This window comes from Flavobacterium beibuense, from assembly GCF_004151245.1.
In the GTDB taxonomy this organism is placed as follows: domain Bacteria; phylum Bacteroidota; class Bacteroidia; order Flavobacteriales; family Flavobacteriaceae; genus Flavobacterium; species Flavobacterium beibuense_A.
Map to the genome: position 1 here is coordinate 95235 of NZ_JUIW01000009.1, position 17416 is coordinate 112650.

General features: G+C 36.9%; 16 protein-coding genes. 7 read left to right on the forward strand and 9 right to left on the reverse strand.

Features of this window, described 5'->3' with window-relative positions; translation table 11 throughout:
* Positions 1–127 precede the first annotated feature (127 nt).
* The 5 genes from secA to NU09_RS13150 form a co-directional block, all read right to left on the reverse strand.
* Positions 128–3490: a preprotein translocase subunit SecA gene (secA, locus tag NU09_RS13130; RefSeq protein ID WP_129751755.1), complete on the reverse strand. Its 3363-nt coding sequence runs from the start codon at positions 3488–3490 to the stop codon at positions 128–130.
* Between the two features lie 95 nt (positions 3491–3585).
* On the reverse strand, positions 3586–3807 hold the full coding sequence (locus tag NU09_RS13135; protein WP_002986941.1) for a DUF2795 domain-containing protein: 222 nt from the start codon (positions 3805–3807) through the stop codon (positions 3586–3588).
* 175 nt (positions 3808–3982) lie between these two features.
* Entirely contained in the window at positions 3983–4555 is a 573-nt protein-coding gene (locus NU09_RS13140) for a cob(I)yrinic acid a,c-diamide adenosyltransferase (protein ID WP_129751756.1), read from the reverse strand.
* Between the two features lie 90 nt (positions 4556–4645).
* Positions 4646–5347 carry an ABC transporter ATP-binding protein gene (locus NU09_RS13145; RefSeq protein WP_129751757.1) on the reverse strand — a complete coding sequence of 234 codons (702 nt, stop codon included), beginning with the start codon at positions 5345–5347 and terminating at the stop codon, positions 4646–4648.
* A gap of 63 nt (positions 5348–5410) precedes the next feature.
* The gene (locus tag NU09_RS13150; RefSeq protein ID WP_129751758.1) at positions 5411–7288 is read right to left on the reverse strand and encodes an AAA family ATPase; all 1878 of its coding nucleotides are present in this window, start codon (positions 7286–7288) and stop codon (positions 5411–5413) included.
* Positions 7289–7425: 137 nt separating this feature from the next.
* Between NU09_RS13150 and NU09_RS13155 the strand changes: the two genes are divergently transcribed.
* The 3 genes from NU09_RS13155 to NU09_RS13165 all read left to right on the forward strand — a co-directional run bounded on the left by NU09_RS13155 (position 7426) and on the right by NU09_RS13165 (position 9251).
* The gene (locus NU09_RS13155; protein WP_129751759.1) at positions 7426–7944 is read left to right on the forward strand and encodes a DUF4833 domain-containing protein; all 519 of its coding nucleotides are present in this window, start codon (positions 7426–7428) and stop codon (positions 7942–7944) included.
* A 235-nt stretch (positions 7945–8179) separates the two neighbouring features.
* Positions 8180–8842 carry a hypothetical protein gene (locus NU09_RS13160; protein ID WP_129751760.1) on the forward strand — a complete coding sequence of 221 codons (663 nt, stop codon included), beginning with the start codon at positions 8180–8182 and terminating at the stop codon, positions 8840–8842.
* Between the two features lie 154 nt (positions 8843–8996).
* Complete coding sequence (locus NU09_RS13165; protein WP_129751761.1) at positions 8997–9251, forward strand: Rho termination factor; 255 nt, start codon at positions 8997–8999, stop codon at positions 9249–9251.
* Here the strand turns inward: NU09_RS13165 and NU09_RS17215 are convergent.
* Positions 9248–9853 carry a hypothetical protein gene (locus tag NU09_RS17215; protein ID WP_242501883.1) on the reverse strand — a complete coding sequence of 202 codons (606 nt, stop codon included), beginning with the start codon at positions 9851–9853 and terminating at the stop codon, positions 9248–9250. The two genes, NU09_RS13165 and NU09_RS17215, sit on opposite strands and share 4 nt — an antisense overlap.
* 98 nt (positions 9854–9951) lie before the next feature.
* A complete protein-coding gene (locus NU09_RS13175) occupies positions 9952–11817 on the reverse strand; it encodes an ABC-F family ATP-binding cassette domain-containing protein (RefSeq protein WP_129751762.1) in 1866 nt (621 codons plus the stop codon).
* Between the two features lie 101 nt (positions 11818–11918).
* Here NU09_RS13175 and NU09_RS13180 point away from each other — a divergent pair, with 101 nt between their 5' ends.
* Positions 11919–12476, forward strand: coding sequence for a DUF2199 domain-containing protein (locus NU09_RS13180; RefSeq protein ID WP_129751763.1), 558 nt, complete (start codon positions 11919–11921; stop codon positions 12474–12476).
* A 168-nt stretch (positions 12477–12644) separates the two neighbouring features.
* Entirely contained in the window at positions 12645–13073 is a 429-nt protein-coding gene (locus NU09_RS13185) for an Hsp20/alpha crystallin family protein (protein WP_129751764.1), read from the forward strand.
* An 83-nt stretch (positions 13074–13156) separates the two neighbouring features.
* Here the strand turns inward: NU09_RS13185 and NU09_RS13190 are convergent, their stop codons facing one another.
* Entirely contained in the window at positions 13157–14113 is a 957-nt protein-coding gene (locus NU09_RS13190) for a T9SS type A sorting domain-containing protein (protein WP_129751765.1), read from the reverse strand.
* A gap of 106 nt (positions 14114–14219) precedes the next feature.
* On the opposite strand from NU09_RS13190, the gene NU09_RS13195 reads away from it, so the two are divergent.
* Together NU09_RS13195 and NU09_RS13200 are read left to right on the forward strand one after the other, a co-directional pair.
* Positions 14220–15380: a glycosyltransferase family 2 protein gene (locus NU09_RS13195; RefSeq protein ID WP_129751766.1), complete on the forward strand. Its 1161-nt coding sequence runs from the start codon at positions 14220–14222 to the stop codon at positions 15378–15380.
* Positions 15381–15483: 103 nt separating this feature from the next.
* Positions 15484–16806, forward strand: coding sequence for a dihydrolipoamide acetyltransferase family protein (locus NU09_RS13200; protein WP_129751767.1), 1323 nt, complete (start codon positions 15484–15486; stop codon positions 16804–16806).
* Between the two features lie 46 nt (positions 16807–16852).
* Here NU09_RS13200 and NU09_RS13205 read toward each other — a convergent pair whose 3' ends face one another.
* A complete protein-coding gene (locus tag NU09_RS13205) occupies positions 16853–17416 on the reverse strand; it encodes a dihydrofolate reductase family protein (protein ID WP_129751768.1) in 564 nt (187 codons plus the stop codon).

The window sequence follows — 17416 nt, forward strand, 5'->3', positions numbered from 1 at the left end:
TCTCAAAAATAAGGAAAATCTCTCTTGAGACCTATTTTTACAGGTGTTAAAAGGTTGTTTAATGTATAAGTTTAACAAAAAAGTCCCGCAATATAGCGGGACTTTTAATTTATAGAATAAAATCTGATTAGTCGTTAACCACAACCCATTCACCGGTTGCAAGAAGGCTTTCAGCCTTTTTGTATTTCATGGTTTCTGTTTTACCACTCATAACGTGTTTAATAGTCACGTTATCGTTACGGTTAATTTTAGGAGCATCCCTAACAATTGTTTCAGTAACCTGAGGACGGCTTTGGCTCTGTTGAGATACCTGGCGTGCCTGTGAAGCCATTTCATCTGTATTTAGAACGTCTTCCTTGCTTTCGGTATACTGTTCTTTTTGCTGAACCTGTTGTCTTGCGTCCTGTATTTGCTGAGCATTTTGAGATGGTAAGTCACCTTTGAAAAGGAATGATATTACATCTTTGTTAATGCTGTTAAGCGTTTTCTTGAACAGTTCAAATGCTTCAAACTTATAGATAAGAAGCGGGTCTTTCTGTTCGTGAACTGCAAGCTGTACCGATTGTTTAAGTTCGTCCATTTTGCGAAGGTGTTTTTTCCAAGCTTCGTCAACAATAGCAAGAGTAATGTTTTTCTCGAAATCGTTGATTAGCGTTTTACCTCCAGACTGATAAGCTTTTTCAAGGTTAGTAACAACGTTAAGCGATTTAACACCGTCTGTAAACGGAACTACGATACGCTCATACTGGCCTTCGTTGTTCTCGTATACGTTCTTAATAACGATAAAAGCTTCTGCAGCATTACGTTCGTTTTTATCGTGGTAAGCCTGGCTTGCCGCTTTATATACTTTACCTGTAATTTCCCTTGCGCTTAGTTTAGCAAATTCAGATTCGCTAACCGGAGAGCTGATAGAGAAGTTACGGATCAGTTCAAATTCAAAGTTTTTAAAGTCGTTAGACAGTTTGTTGTTTTCAGAGATAAGCTCGGCAACATCATACATCATGTTTGCAATATCCACTTTAAGTCTTTCTCCAAACAAAGCGTGTTTTCTGCGTTTGTAAACCACCTCACGCTGTGCGTTCATAACGTCATCATACTCAAGTAGACGCTTACGTACACCAAAGTTGTTTTCTTCCACTTTTTTCTGTGCACGCTCAATAGACTTGGTCATCATAGAGTGCTGTATAACCTCGCCCTCTTTAAGTCCCATTCTGTCCATGATCTTAGCAACCCTTTCAGAACCGAATAAACGCATCAGGTTATCTTCAAGAGATACATAGAACTGAGAACTTCCCGGGTCTCCCTGACGTCCTGCACGACCACGAAGCTGTCTGTCAACACGTCTTGAATCGTGACGCTCTGTACCAATAATTGCTAAACCACCTGCGGCTTTTACTTCCGGAGTAAGCTTAATATCGGTACCACGACCTGCCATGTTTGTAGCAATGGTCACTATACCCGGTTTACCTGCTTCGGCAACAATTTCTGCCTCTTTTTTGTGAAGTTTCGCGTTCAGTACGTTGTGAGGTACGTTTCTCATCTTAAGCATACGACTTAATAACTCAGAGATCTCTACCGATGTCGTACCAATAAGTACTGGTCTTCCTGCATTAGAAAGTTGCGTTACGTCTTCAATAACGGCATTGAACTTCTCACGCATTGTACGGTAAATAAGATCATGTTGGTCTTTACGTGCAATTGGCCTGTTTGTTGGGATTTCAACAACGTCCAATTTGTATATTTCCCAGAACTCGCCTGCTTCGGTAACGGCAGTACCTGTCATACCTGCAAGCTTGTTGTACATCCTGAAGTAGTTTTGAAGCGTAATGGTAGCAAAAGTTTGCGTAGCCGCTTCAATCTTAACGTTCTCTTTAGCCTCGATAGCCTGGTGTAATCCGTCAGAATAACGTCTACCGTCCATAATACGACCTGTCTGCTCGTCTACAATCATGATCTTATTCTCCATGATTACATACTCAACATCTTTCTCAAACAGGGTATAAGCTTTTAAAAGCTGAGTTAACGTGTGAATACGCTCGCTCTTAATGGTAAAGTCTTTGAAAAGCTCTTCCTTAGCTTCCGCTTCGTCGTCTTTAGAAAGTTTTTGTTTTTCTATGTTGGCAATCTCAGTACCAATATCCGGAAGTATAAAGAAATCTTTATCAGTATCCTGAGAAAGGAACTGAATACCGTTATCAGTAAGTTCTACCTGGTTGTTTTTCTCTTCAATTACAAAGTAAAGTGCCTCATCAATTTTATGCATTTCACGGTTGTTGTCCTGCATATAATGATTTTCAGTTTTTTGAAGCAGCTGTTTTACACCTTCTTCACTTAAAAACTTAATAAGGGCTTTGTTTTTAGGTAAACCACGGTGCGCTCTTAATAAAAGGAAACCACCTTCTTTAGTGTTACCTTCTTTAATAAGCTTTTTAGCCTCTGCTAAAACACCGTTTATTAAAGTACGCTGTAAGTTATAAAGATTGTCTACTTTAGGTTTAAGCTCGTTAAACTCATGACGGTCTCCCTGAGGAACCGGACCAGAGATAATAAGCGGTGTACGTGCGTCATCCACTAATACCGAGTCGACCTCATCGACAATGGCAAAGTTGTGTTTTCTTTGTACAAGATCGTTTGGCGAGTGTGCCATATTATCCCTTAGGTAGTCAAAACCAAATTCGTTGTTTGTACCATAAGTAATATCGGCAGCATAAGCTTTCCTTCTTCCTTCAGAGTTAGGCTGGTGGTTGTCTATACAGTCAACCGTCATACCGTGAAACTCAAATAAAGGTGCTTTCCAGGTACTATCCCTTCTTGCAAGGTAGTCGTTCACGGTTACAAGGTGAACACCGTTTCCTGTAAGTGCGTTAAGGTAAAGGGGTAAGGTAGCCACAAGGGTTTTACCTTCACCCGTTTGCATCTCTGCAATTTTACCCTGATGCAGTACAATACCACCTATCAGCTGTACATCGTAGTGAATCATGTCCCAGGTAATTTCCTTACCTGCGGCATTCCATGTATTAGACCATACTGCGTTATCACCTTCTATGGTGATGTATGGTTTGGTAGCCGAGAACTCAATATCCTTAGGAGTAGCCTTTACCGTAATAGTACTGTTCTCCTTAAAGCGGCGAGCCGTTTCCTTAACTACTGCAAACGCTTCCGGCAGTATGTCCATTAATACTTTCTCACTAATATCATATGCCTCTTTTTCAAGGGCATCTATAGATGCATAGATATCTTCTCTTGCATCAATATCTTCTGTTTTCTCAACTTCCTGCTGATATGAAGCTATTTTAGCGTCTTTATCGGCACGGGCTTCGCGAATCATATCTTTAAAATAGATAGTCTTAGCTCTAAGCTCGTCGTTAGAAAGCTGCGACAAAGCCTGTTCGTAAGTCTTGCTCTTACTGATTAAAGGCTGGATGGCCTTTATGTCCTTTTGCGATTTATCACCTACAAAGGCTTTTAAAATGCTGTTTATTAAACTCATTATTATATAATTACTTTTTATTTGTCTATGCTTAGGTACAAATTTAACCAAAAAAAAAGCCTCAAGAAGAGACTTTTCAATTGAATTTATTTTTCCTAGTATTCATCCTCGTTCCAAAGATAATCTTCGTCTGTCGGATAATCCGGCCATATTTCTTCCATCGATTCGTAGATTTCTCCTTCATCTTCGATAGATTGCAGGTTTTCTACTACCTCAAGAGGTGCACCTGTTCTGATGGCGTAATCAATTAGCTCATCTTTAGTAGCCGGCCACGGGGCATCACTTAAATAGGATGCTAATTCTAATGTCCAATACATCTTCTAAACGATTTAATTTTATGCAAAAATAAATTTTCTACTGAAAAAGTCAAGTAAAATTATGTTTATTTTCTGTAAAAAGTTAAGAACGTTTTTCGGGTGTCTTATATAGGTACTTAAAAGGGCTTTTTTAGACCTGTTTTGTATCTCTTTACTGTTTTAACCCTTTGGCAGACTAATACTTTTCCGGTATCCACTTCACTTCGTCGGCCTGTAAATCATGGGACAACTTTCGTGCCAGTACAAAAAGGTAGTCAGAAAGTCGGTTTAAGTATGTCAAAACCATCTCATCTGTAGGTTCCAGTTCACGTAAATGTACCGAAAGTCGCTCTGCACGACGGCAAACACAGCGTGCAATGTGACAATATGACACGGTGGTGTGCCCGCCCGGAAGCACAAAATGCGTCATTGGTGGCAGCTGGCTGTCCATTAAGTCTATCTCATTTTCAAGAAGTTGAATGTCGACTTCTGTAATTTTAGGGATATTAAGTCTTTCTTTTCCGTTTTTCAGGATCGATTTCTCGGGGTCTGTTGCCAATATGGCACCTAAAGTAAACAGCCTGTCCTGTATGCGCTCCAGTACTTTCTTGTAAAGCGGGTTCATATCCTGATCGCGGATAAGCCCAATATGTGAGTTAAGTTCGTCTACAGTACCGTAGCTTTCTATTCTTATATGGTGTTTAGGTACGCGTGTACCGCCAAAAAGTGCTGTGGTACCTTTGTCTCCTGTTTTAGTATATACTTTCATTTTGTATTAAAGTTGCTGAATTTCTAAGTAGCTTAGTCGCTAAGTTTTACTTTTGAGAGATGGATTGATTAAAATACTGATCACTTACAATTACCTGTGCGGATTAGGATTTACCCTGTCGCTTTCTATCACACCGTCCCTAAGGCGTATTACCCTGTGGGCGTAGGCAGCAATGTCTTCTTCGTGGGTTACTAATATAACCGTGTTGCCGTTTGCGTGTATCTCGTTAAAAAGCTTCATGATCTCTATAGATGTTTTGCTGTCCAGGTTACCTGTAGGTTCATCGGCAAGGATGATGGAAGGGTGGTTAACCAAGGCGCGTGCTACGGCTACCCTTTGACGCTGACCTCCCGAAAGCTGGTTGGGTTTGTGGTCCATACGGTCGTCAAGGCCTACCTGTGTAAGTACCTGTGTGGCACGTTGGGTACGTTCCGGTTTTTTGTAACCGGCATATACCATAGGCAGGGCTACATTATCCAGTGCTGTGGTTCTTGGTAACAGGTTAAAGGTTTGGAAAACAAAGCCTATTTCCTTGTTGCGTATTTCGGCCAACTCGTTATCGGTCATTTTGCTTACATCCTTTCCGTTAAGGATATAAGTACCTCCGGTAGGGGTGTCAAGACAGCCCAACAGGTTCATAAGGGTAGATTTACCCGAACCCGACGGCCCCATGAGTGCTACATATTCACCTTTTTCTATAGTTAGGTCTATGCCTTTTAAAACTTTTACAACTTCGTTACCTAACGGAAAATTTCTTGTAATGCCTTTTATATCGATAATTGGTTGTGCCATACTTTTATTTTGAGGCTTAAAAGTAAGGAATTTTTGTTGGAATGAATAAAAGGTGTGTTTAGATTATTGTTCCCTGAGAATTAGCCTTTTTGCTAACTCCTTACAAAAGCTGGTCAAACGGCTTGCTTTTTTTTCAATATCTTCTTTTGTTTTGAACTGGTTTCTAAATTTTTCGTTTAATTCTATCTTGATTTTATCAAGTCTGTCTTTTGACCCCTTAAAATTTAATGTTTTATCAAAAGATTTTAACTGATCAATAATATTTTTTTCGGTTGAAAAAGCAATGTCTTTCCTTTCTAAAATAATATTTATTGTTTCATTTAAAAAATCTATAGGGTATAAATCTTCAAGGGTAGAGTCTTCTGGTAAATCACTAAGAATGTCTCTAATGGTGAAAACATTTTCTTTAGAAAAATGATTTTTTAAATTTCTTATTATTTCTGATTTTTTTTGTCTTCCTATTTTATCATCATCAAGGATGATAATAGAATTAATTCTTTCTTCAGCAATTAATGCAGCAAAAGAATCTATCTTTGAGGCACTACTAGCATTTTTTATGATGTAAGATGTTGGTATTGATAGCAAAGAAAAACAATGATTAAAAATAGATTTGTCTCCAAAGCCTTCAACAATCAGTATATTCTCAGGAATTAATTCTTTGAATATGTTTAGTCCAAAAGCTTTTGAAATAACTTCATCGTCTGAAAAGTTTGTTGAGTTAGTTAATTGCTTTATAGTTGTTTTCTTATTTTTTTCTACTATAAAGTGTCTTTCCGGAGTATTAGTGTCAATTAGATAATGACTATGAGTTGCGACTATAACATGATTATTTTTACCTATTTTTAGGATTTCATCTCGCAAAAATCGTATTCCACTTGGATGTAGGTGTACTTCGGGTTCATCAAGTATTATAATGTTATTTTTTAACAGATTTGATTTATTTTCTGCTGATAGACTTAGCATTAAAGATATAAATTGTTTAAAACCATCGCTACGATGTTTCATTTTATAATATTTATGTTGCGTTGATAAATCTTCAACATGTACTTTGCAATCGTCTCCGTCAAATTTGATTTTAATTTTTACTTTATGCTCCTTCCATATTTTATTAATGTGGTCTGTTGTAGCTTTAGTTAGGCTTTCTTCTAATTCAGCTTTAAATTCATCGTATTCTAAAGCACGATTAATTGCTTCTTCTATTTGCTGATCGGTCGTGTAATTACAAATTCCAAATATGTTTTTTAAAGGTAATGAAGTTGAAGTGTCACTCTTAAAATTAATAAGTGATATTTTTTCATTGATAAGGTGTTCAGGAGTAGATTTCCAGTAAATTATTTTAGGAAAATCTTTTTTTAACCTCTCATTGATTGTGTCAATGAATAAAAGTTCAAAATCATCTTTGGTTAATAGTTTTTGATTTTGATTTAAATAAACTGCATTATCCTTTACAGTTACTTTTTTTATTTCTTTAACATTTTCAGAAGAATTAGATGTTTCAATACAGTAGTCATCCCAAAATAAATTATTTTCAAATTCTATGGCAAAATAATTTTCTATTTCATTCTTCTTGTCAAAGAAGATATTTCTATAAAACTTTTCAACTTTTAATGAATTTATTAATTCTGTTGGTAGTTTTATTTTTGCCGAAAAAAGTTTTAAATAGAAAGGAAATGTTGAATCTTGATCAATATTATAAAATACATCAATGAATTCATTGGTTGTAATGTCTCCTAATTTATAATAAGTAGTTTCAAATTCATGATTCTCAAATTGATGATTAACAGAGTTAATTGAATCTAAAATATTGCTTTTTCCGCTTTCATTTATTCCAACTAATATTGTTGTTTTACTTTCATTGCTTTTATTTCCATAACTATTAAGCTGTAATTTTAATTTTTCTATGCTTTTATAGTTTTCAATAATAATCTCTGTTAAATTCATAAGATGTGATTTTAAGGTAAAATTAACAAAAAAAATATGAATTAATTAAATAATAATTGCGTGTATTTACAATTTCTTTACATAAACTGCCTGTCTAACAAAATTTTTACTATATTTATAGTGTTGACAATCAGTATATGAAAAATCAATTGCTAATCATACTCTTCATTATTAGCATGCCGGCTTGCCTGGCACAGGAGGGCTATCCTGAGCCTCCCGATACCCATAAGCGCCTTTTTTATATTCAGCACAGTAAGAATCATAATACCTATGTGTACGACGCTAATTTTAGCAGCAGTACACGTATTAATGATTCCGATCCTATAGATGTATATCAGATAGATTACAAAAAGGACGGTACCCGTGAGGAGCTTACCGCACTGCAACGCAAAATGGCCTATGGTATTACCTTTAACAGGGTTGGCGAGAACCGTTTTGAGTTTACACTGGCTGCCTATCCCGAAAAAACACTTACGCTTGCACTTCATTCCGGGCATCCTGTAGTTACCGTAAACATAAACGGTAAGGATTTACAGCTGGAAAGAATGTTTTTACACTGCAACGCCCTTGGTACAGGGGTTTCTAAAATTGAGTTTTATGGTAAGGACTTAAAAACCAAAAAGAAGCTTACCGAAATTATGTACATCGGCAAATAAACCCTAAAGTCTAAATTTTGTAAAGTCAAAAGTTTGTAAAGCTTTATCAGGCTACGGTACTTTATGACTCTATTTATCTTCAAACTTCTACTTAATTTTAGTTAACTGTTTCTTAAAAATCTTAATAAATTGTTTAAGTGTATTAAACTATTCTTAATAATTTAGCTAAAATTTTGAATTGTCGTAAGCATGCAGTTACCTTTGATCTATCAAGTAACAAATAATCAAAACGACTATGAAAAGATTGAATCTATTATTAGGAGCTGCTTTAATCGCAGCAGGTATGACATCATGTAAAACTGACGGCGAACAAATGGCTGAGAAAAACATTGACCGTTATGAGTCGTATGTTGACTCAATAAGCCGTCTTGATGCTACAGAAAGAACGTCTAACTGGGAAGCAATTGATGCTGAATACAATGCTAGGCTTGCTGAAGCAGAAGCTGCACTTGCTGATGCTAAAGACAGCCAAAATGCTGAAACAAGAATTAACGACTCTAAAACAGAGTACGAAAATGTAAAAACTGAGACTCAAAACACTGTAAAAGAAACTCAGGGTAATGCTCTTATAGTATCTTACTTCGGTCCTGACAACATGGTTGGTAGCGACCTTAACTTTGACTGGGTAAACAAAGACAACATTCTTAGTGTTTACCAAAACTTTGTAGATACTTTTGAGAAAAATAAAGATACTTACTCAAGAGAAGACTTTGACCAGATTAAAGTTTGGTATGAGGCTCTTGACGCAAGAAAAAACACTGTTGAGAAAGAAGGTCTTTCTTCTGAAGACAACAATGCAATTGCTAAGCTTAAATTAGAGTTTGCTCCGAAATTTAAATGGGAGCGTATGACTGCTAAAGGCGAAGAAAACAAAGATGCTAAAGAAGCAGCAGAGTAATATGTAAAGGTTTTATATAAATTTGTGTTTGTGGAAAATGCCGGCTCTTGCCGGCATTTTTTGTTTTTATTGGGTAAAGTTTAACCCGTGGTTAACGTGTTGTTGTTTAGTGGTTTGGTAACTTTAGGGTAGTTAAACCATTAAATATTTGGTTATGCCAGGAAGAAAAAGCCCGGGGCCTCAGGTAAAGGATAAAGACCAGTATGAGGCACTAAGAGACAAAGGCTACAGTAAGGAGAAGTCGGCGCGTATAGCTAATAGCAAAGGTGCCGAGCATCGTGGCGGTAAGTCTAAAAAATATGAAGACCGCACTAAGCAGAGTCTTTATGAAGAAGCTAAGAAGGTGGGAATTGAAGGAAGAAGTAAAATGACAAAGGCAGAACTTGCCCATGCATTGCGCACAAACTAAGCTAATAATCCCCACAAATTGCGCACACCTAAAACAAGGTCCAGCGCAAAGGAACGGTAAGGGCGTATGAAAAAATGTTGTTTTGCCTGCCCCTTACGGAAAAAGATAAGGCCTAAATGATATGTGTCTACCGTGACCGTAACATTTGGGTCTTTTTTTATGGCTTCCCACGCAGCTTCCTTTTCAGGAGTAGCATGAGGATCTGTAAGTACAAAAATATTTTTTTCAGCTACATTTTCCAGAAGCTTATTAAATACCGGAAGGATGGTGTGTTTGTCATGTCCGCAAATTACACTCATGTCCAGTCCGCCCGGTACTGACGCAAGAGGAGAGAAGAACCATATTTGTGTTTTGGTTTTTTCTCCCGCTTCCCTAATGGCTTCGGTCATATCATGGGCGTTTTCTCCCATTATGGCGAGTTTAAACGACCTGAAATGATTAATAGTTTTAAAAAGAGTAGTTAGCGCCTGATTGCTGACACTATTATTGCTGATTTTTACTTTCTTGCCGAAATAAAAACCTTCGGTAACAAGATCAAACACAAAAGGGGAATGAACCCCATGTGCGTTTTTAGACTTTAAAAGAAATTCAAGGTATGACATCGTTCCCAAATTTAATAAAAATCATTTCACTTTAACGAGAGATTTTCACGGTATTGTATTACTCTCAAAATGACAGATAATATAGTTTTTGGTTAGAATTATTCTTCCATTTTTGCGCTTAACTCAAACCAGCGTTCGGTTTTTTCGTCAATCTTATTGAGTACAACCTGTAGCTCGTCGGCTTTTTTGGCGATGTCGGCATCGGCGACCTTACCTTCAGAGAAAAGCAATTCGATGGCTTCTTTCTCCCTTTCAAGGTCTTTTATTTCTTTTTCTATTTTCTGGTATTCCTTCTGTTCGTTAAAGGTAAGTCCTGTCTTTACCTGATTTTGTTTCCATGCTTTTTTATCAGCTGCAGGTTTTGTATCGTCTTTTGCAGGTTCGGCACTGTCTTCATAAGCGCGGAAATCACTGTAGTTGCCAGGGAAGTCTTCTACCTCACCTTCACCACGAAAAACAAACAGGTGATTTACAATCTTATCCATAAAGTAACGGTCGTGAGATACAACCAGTAAACATCCCGGATAATCTAAAAGGAATGCTTCCAGTACGTTTAGGGTTACAATGTCGAGGTCGTTTGTAGGTTCATCCAGTATAAGGAAGTTGGGGTTTTGTATAAGCACCGTACATAAATACAGGCGTTTTAGTTCGCCACCACTAAGTTTTTCTACAAAGTCATATTGTTTTTTACGGTCGAATAAAAAGCGTTCCAATAGTTGTGCTGCCGATATTGTTCTTCCTTTTGTAAGCGGAATGTATTCGCCAAACTCCTTAATAATATCTATTACCTTTTGTTCCGGTTTAGGATTGATACCTGCCTGCGTGTAATAGCCCAGTTTTATGGTTTCGCCGATAACAACCTTACCGTTATCCGGTTGAATGGTTTGTGTAAGTATATTAAGGAATGTGGATTTTCCGGTACCGTTTTTACCTATTATGCCTATACGTTCACCACGTTTAAAGTTGTAGTTAAAGTTATCCAGTATGGTTTTATCATTAAACTTTTTGGAAACGTTGTGCAATTCCACAACCTTGCTACCCATGCGCTCCATGTTTATTTCAAGCTCTATCTGGTGGTCTTTGCGACGGCTGTGTGCCTTTTCCTTAATTACATAAAAGTCGTCCTGTCTTGATTTAGACTTGGTTGTTCTTGCCTTTGGCTGACGGCGCATCCAGTCAAGTTCTTTAACAAAAAGATTTTTAGCTTTGTCTATACTGGCGTTTTCGGCAGCAATACGTTCCTCTTTTTTAGCAAGGTAATACGAATAGTTTCCTTTGTATTGATATAATTTTCCATGTTCAAGCTCAATAATCTCATTACAAACACGCTCTAAAAAGAAACGGTCGTGCGTTACCATAAACAGGGTCATGTTCTCTTTGGCGAAATAATTTTCAAGCCATTCAATCATTTCCAGGTCCAGGTGGTTGGTAGGCTCATCCAGTATTAAAAGATCGGGCTTATTAATAAGGATTATAGCCAGAGCCAAGCGCTTTTTTTGCCCTCCCGAAAGGTTTTTAACCTTCAGTTTTAGGTCTTCCATTTTTAGTTTAAAAAGGATTTGCTTGTATTGGGTTTCAAAATCCCATGCATTGTTGGCGTCCATGCGTTCAAACGCTTTTTGGTATGCCTCTTCGTCTTCAGGGTTTTCAAGCGCCTTTTCATACTGTTCTATAACTTTGAGTATATCGTTGTCTGAGGCAAATATGCTTTCCTCAATGGTAAGCTCAGGATCCAGATTGGGTTCCTGTGATAAAAAAGCCATCTTAATATCTTTACGGATAACAACCTGCCCGGTGTCGGGAGTGTCTTCTCCTGTAATTATTTTAAGGATGCTTGTTTTTCCTGTACCGTTTTTGGCTACAAAGGCTATTTTCTGGTCTTTATTGATCCCGAAAGAAAGATTGTCAAAAAGAGTACGCTCGCCAAAAGACTTTGATATGTTTTCTACTGAAAGATAGTTCACTGCTGTATTATTTTTTGCAAAAGTAGTCTTTTTGTATCATGTTTTGTCTTGAAACTTACTTTAGCTGTTATCTTTACCTTGAGGTTTATAAATTGTATTATATGTTTAAAGGCTTAAAAAATATATTCTTTCCTAAAAGGAAGAGAAAATATAAATGTCCGGAATGTGGGCAGTATCATCAAGACTGGCCCGCATTGTATTATGATGCTCCTATTAATTATTCGCAATTGCCTGTTGAAGATAAGGAAAGAATAGCTTCTTTGGATCGTGATTTTTGTGTTATTGAATACCCTGATCAAACCGATAGATTTATTCGTGTGGTGCTAATTCAAAGGGTGTATGATGGCTGTGAGGATTTACATTACGGATTATGGGTGTCTCTTAGTGAAAAGAGTTTTTTAGATTATAAATCTCATTTTGATTCAAATGATTATGAAGCTGTGTATTTTGGTTGGATAAGTAATATTTTAGAGGGGTATGATGATACTTTGAGTGTTCCTGTTGATGTGGTGTATAATGGAGGTAGCAACAGGCCTGAAATTATACCGCATAAAAGTTATTCTCATCCTTTTGTTGAGGACTACTATAATGGTATTGCTAAAAAAGAAGCGCAAAAGCGGGTTAATAATATTTTGCAGAGGTTTAATGATAATATTTAGTTTATTATATGGCAATATTTGACAGAAGCGTTCCACTCGGAGCGCTTTTTTTTTTAAGTAGAAATCAGACAAAAAGTCATATAAAGTGACATTTTGACATTAAAAAATGCATTGGAATAATAGTTGACTATTACTAAGCAAATGTTTGAAACTAAAAAATTAAAAAATATGAACTTAGTAAAACGTAACAACACAAACGGCTTTCCATTTGTAATGGATGAAATTTTTAAAGATTTAATGGGTGGTACACAGTATGTAAATAAAGTAACTGCTCCTGTAAACATAAAAGAAACAGAAAACAACTTCCTTGTGGAGCTTATGGCTCCGGGGTTGAAAAAAGAGGATTTTAATGTTGAACTGAACAACGACCTTTTAACGATTTCATCTGAAGTAAAAACAGAGAAAACGGAAGGTGAAGAAGGTAAGTTTACGCGCAAAGAGTTTAGCTTCTCTTCTTTTAAAAGATCGTTTACACTTCCGGAAACTGTAAATCAGGAGGCTATTACCGCTTCTTATGATAACGGGATCCTTAAACTTACACTTCCTAAAAAAGAGGAAGCGTTACCTAAAGAAAAGAGGTTAATAGATATTTCATAATGATTTGAGTTTAGTTGGTTTGAAAAGGGCTGTTCCATATGGAGCGGCCCTTTTTTATTTTTAAGTTAAACTATATAAGCTGATTAATTTATTATAAGCTTTTTAGTTGCTGTCTGACTTTGAGAAAAGACCTTTAATAAATAAATCCCTTTTGAAATGTTTTGAAGAGAAATAGTTCCTGTGTTAAGGTTATTGTGTTCCATTACAAGCCTTCCGTTTAAGTCAAATAATAGTACTTTATCCGGTGTGCTGCCATTTTCAAGGTTAATATGTAGTATATCAATAGCAGGATTTGGACAAACAGAAACCGTATTGCTTTCAAAACTTTCTGTGGATAAAGAGCAGTTTTCAACAAGTGCATAAGTGCTGTAACTGTGTTGTATTGTCCATTCAGAATAAGGCGACTGGTTGTTTTGGGCAGCTTCGCTATTATCTACTTCTATACAAACATATTGTTCTGTTTCAGGCGGTTCTATCATAATAAAAGCACTGATATCAATATGTGTATTGGTGTTGTTATTGCCGTTTTTGAGGTTTATATAAGTAACTCCGCCTGAAGCATAAAGTTCGCTAATGTTAGGGTTGTTGCTTAAATCGATTTCTGTAAAAGCATTAAAAGGCTCTACATCACCTCCTGAACTGATATCCAGATATTCTAATAAAGGATTGTTTGAAACATCCAGGTGTGTAAGCATGTTGTCCCTGCAATCAAGATATGTAAGGTTAGACATACTACTAACATCAAGTTCTCCTATCATCGTGTTGTGAATAGTGAGTTCTTCAAGATGTGTAAAAGCTTCAATCCCTGTAAGGTCTGTAATATAATTTGAAATTCCGTCAGGAGTTATATTAAGGGCAGTGATAGCTTCGGCATCTGCAGTTGCTATTTGTCCGTTTAATGTCCCGTCAGAATCTATTTCCATATCAATCAGCAATTGTTCAAAAACAGTGTCCGGAATGTTTGCTGTTTGTGCTTTTACTTTATAAGTACCGGATACAGATGCCATGGCTAAAATTAAAAGTGTAGTCTTTTTATTCATATGTAAGGTTTAGGTTGGTGCACTAAATATAGGATTTTTCTGTTAACAGGATTATCTTTTTATACAGGCAATCGAGAAATATCAATTCAATAATTATATTTGCGGCATGCAGTTATCGGTAATTATCCTTAATTATAATGTCCGCTATTTTTTAGAGCAGTGCGTGCTGAGTGTACAAAAGGCCCTAAAAGATATTGACGGTGAAATAATTGTAGTTGATAATAACTCTCCGGATGATAGCTGTGCTATGATGAAACAGCGCTTCCCTGAGGTTACACTTATAGAGAATAAGGATAACGCCGGATTCCCGAAGGGTAATAATATAGGTGTGGCTGCTGCAAAGGGTGAATACATCTGTATACTTAACCCTGATACTGTTGTCGCGGAAGATACTTTTAAAAAAGTGCTGGAGTTTGCCAAAAGCAAAACCAACTTAGGCATTATAGGTGTAAAACTGGTTGACGGCCGTGGTAACTTTCTGCCGGAAAGCAAGAGGGGAGTGCCTACTCCCTGGGTAGCCTTTACAAAAATAGCAGCGCTTAATAAGGCTTTTTCCAAATCATTGCTCTTTAATAAGTATTATGCCCAACATCTGAGTGAAGATGAGACAGGTGAGGTAGATATCCTGGTTGGTGCTTTTATGGTTATGAAGCGTGAGCTTTATCTTGAGGTGGGTGGTTTTGATGAAGGTTGTTTTATGTACAGCGATGATATTGATTTGTCTTACACGGTACAGCAAAAGGGAAAAACCAATTATTACTTTCACGAAACTACTGTTATACATTATAAAGGAGAAAGTACTGTTAAGGACGGTACATATATGAAGCGTTTTAGGGAGGCAATGCAGTTTTTCTATAAGAAACACTTTAGAAGTTCTCCAGTTTTTGATTTGTTTATGCGGGCGGGAACTTTGTTTTTTGCCCTAGCAAAACAAAAGAAAAAGGCCTCTGTTATAGTGCCGGATAGCTATATACTTTTGTCTGATAACGAAGATTTACGTACAGCTCTGGAACTCAGTCTTGAAAAAAAAGTGGAACGACATGAAAAAGATTTCGAAAAATTATTAATTTCGCAATCGATTTCGGTTTTGAATAGGTTTGAGGTGATATTTGACAATGAAACACTGGATTTTTTTGAGATAATTAAATTAATGGGGCTCTTAAAAAATTCAGGTCTTACTTTTAAAATAAAGCCGGAGGGAAGTAATTTTATTATAGGAAGTAACGACAGTAATGACAGAGGAACTGTAATTGTTATAAAATCCTGAAAAGTCTTAACGGTTTTATAAAGCCGTAACAAAACAGGACAAAACTGATTTTTTTTAGTAAATTCGCAAGCACAAAGATTAATTTTACCTTTAGGTTAACGATATGGCAAAATTTGAATTAAAATTACCCAAAATGGGGGAAAGTGTTGCAGAGGCAACAATTACAAATTGGTTAAAAAATGTGGGTGACCACATTGATGCTGATGAAGCGGTTTTAGAGATTGCCACAGATAAAGTGGACTCAGAAGTTCCATCTGAAGTTTCGGGAGTGCTTTCTGAAATACTTTTCCAGGTTGACGATGTTGTTCAGGTTGGTCAAACCATTGCTTATATTGAGACCGAAGGTGGTGTTGCTGTAGATGCTCCAAAAGAGGAAACAAGTGCACCAAGTGTACAGGCAGTAGAAAAAACTGTTGAGGCTGCTAAAGAAACTGCAACTGCTGCTCCGGTTGATTTTTCGGACTCAGATAAGTTTTTCTCTCCGCTTGTTAAAAATATAGCTAAAGAAGAAGGTGTATCTCTTGCTGAACTTGAATCTATTAATGGTACAGGTAAAGACGGAAGAGTTACTAAAAATGATATATTAGATTACGTTAAGAACAGAGGTTCTAAACCGGCTGCAGCACCTGCACAGCCAGCGCCTGCCGCTGCTCCTTCACCGGTTCCTCCAACTGCACAGGCTCAGGTAGCAAAAGCTGCTCCTGTATCTGTAAACGGACAGGACGAGATTGTGGAAATGGACCGTATGAGAAAGCTTATCTCAGGATATATGGTACAGTCTGTTCAAACTTCGGCTCACGTACAGTCGTTTATTGAGGTAGACGTTACCAATATCGTTAAATGGAGAGATAAGGTTAAAAACGCATTCGAGAAAAGAGAAGGCGAGAAGCTTACTTTCACTCCTATATTCATGGAGGCGGTTGCAAAAGCACTTAAAGACTTCCCTTTAATGAATATATCTGTAGATGGTGAGTATATCATCAAAAAGAAAAATATAAATTTAGGTATGGCTGCTGCATTACCTAACGGTAACCTTATTGTACCGGTTATTAAAAATGCCGATCAGCTAAACCTTGTAGGTATGGCAAAAGCTGTTAACGATTTAGGTAACCGTGCAAAAGCAGGTAAACTTAAACCGGACGATACTCAGGGTGGTACTTATACAGTAACTAACGTTGGTACATTTGGCAGTGTGTTTGGTACACCAATTATTAACCAGCCGCAGGTAGGTATCCTTGCTCTTGGAGCTATCAGAAAAGTGCCTGCAGTTATCGAAACTCCTGAAGGTGACTTTATCGGTATCCGTCAGAAAATGTTCCTTTCTCACAGCTACGATCACCGTGTGGTAGACGGAGCTCTTGGAGGTTCATTCGTTAAGCGTGTTGCTGAATACCTTGAGGCTTTTGATCCAAACAGAGATATATAATCCTGAATATTATAAATAAAAAAAAGCGGCTATTGAGCCGCTTTTTTTATTTGACTGAAGCAGGTTTGTAATATAAACTTGTAACCCCCGATTTAGAAGACCTTACTTCTATAAGCTCGAGGTTTAATCGCTGTCTGATATCCTGAAACAATGGCTTTCCGCCACCTAATACTACAGGATGAACTGCAAGTCTGTATTCATCAATAAGATTGTTGTTGATAAAATCTGTAATAAGAGATGCACCTCCAAAAAGCCAGATATCCTTTCCTTTTTGGTTTTTTATCTGATTTACTTCTTCAGCAATTTTATCTCTTATTATGGTATGTTCTCCGACATTGGTAAGTGTTGATGAAAAAATATATTTTTTCATTCTATTTATTTTATAATAAAAGTCTTTGAAGCCGCTTTCTTCTTCAGGTTGATAGTTGCCATATAGTTCATAGCTTTTTCGTCCGTAAAAGACACTATCAATTTCTTCAGGAAAAGTTTCCAGGAAATTTTTCTCCCCTGCTCCAATATCTGTATCCATAATACACCAGTCAATTTCACCATTTGGTCCTTCGATAAAACCATCCAGCGTAACAGCAAGATCTAGAATTACTTTTCTCAT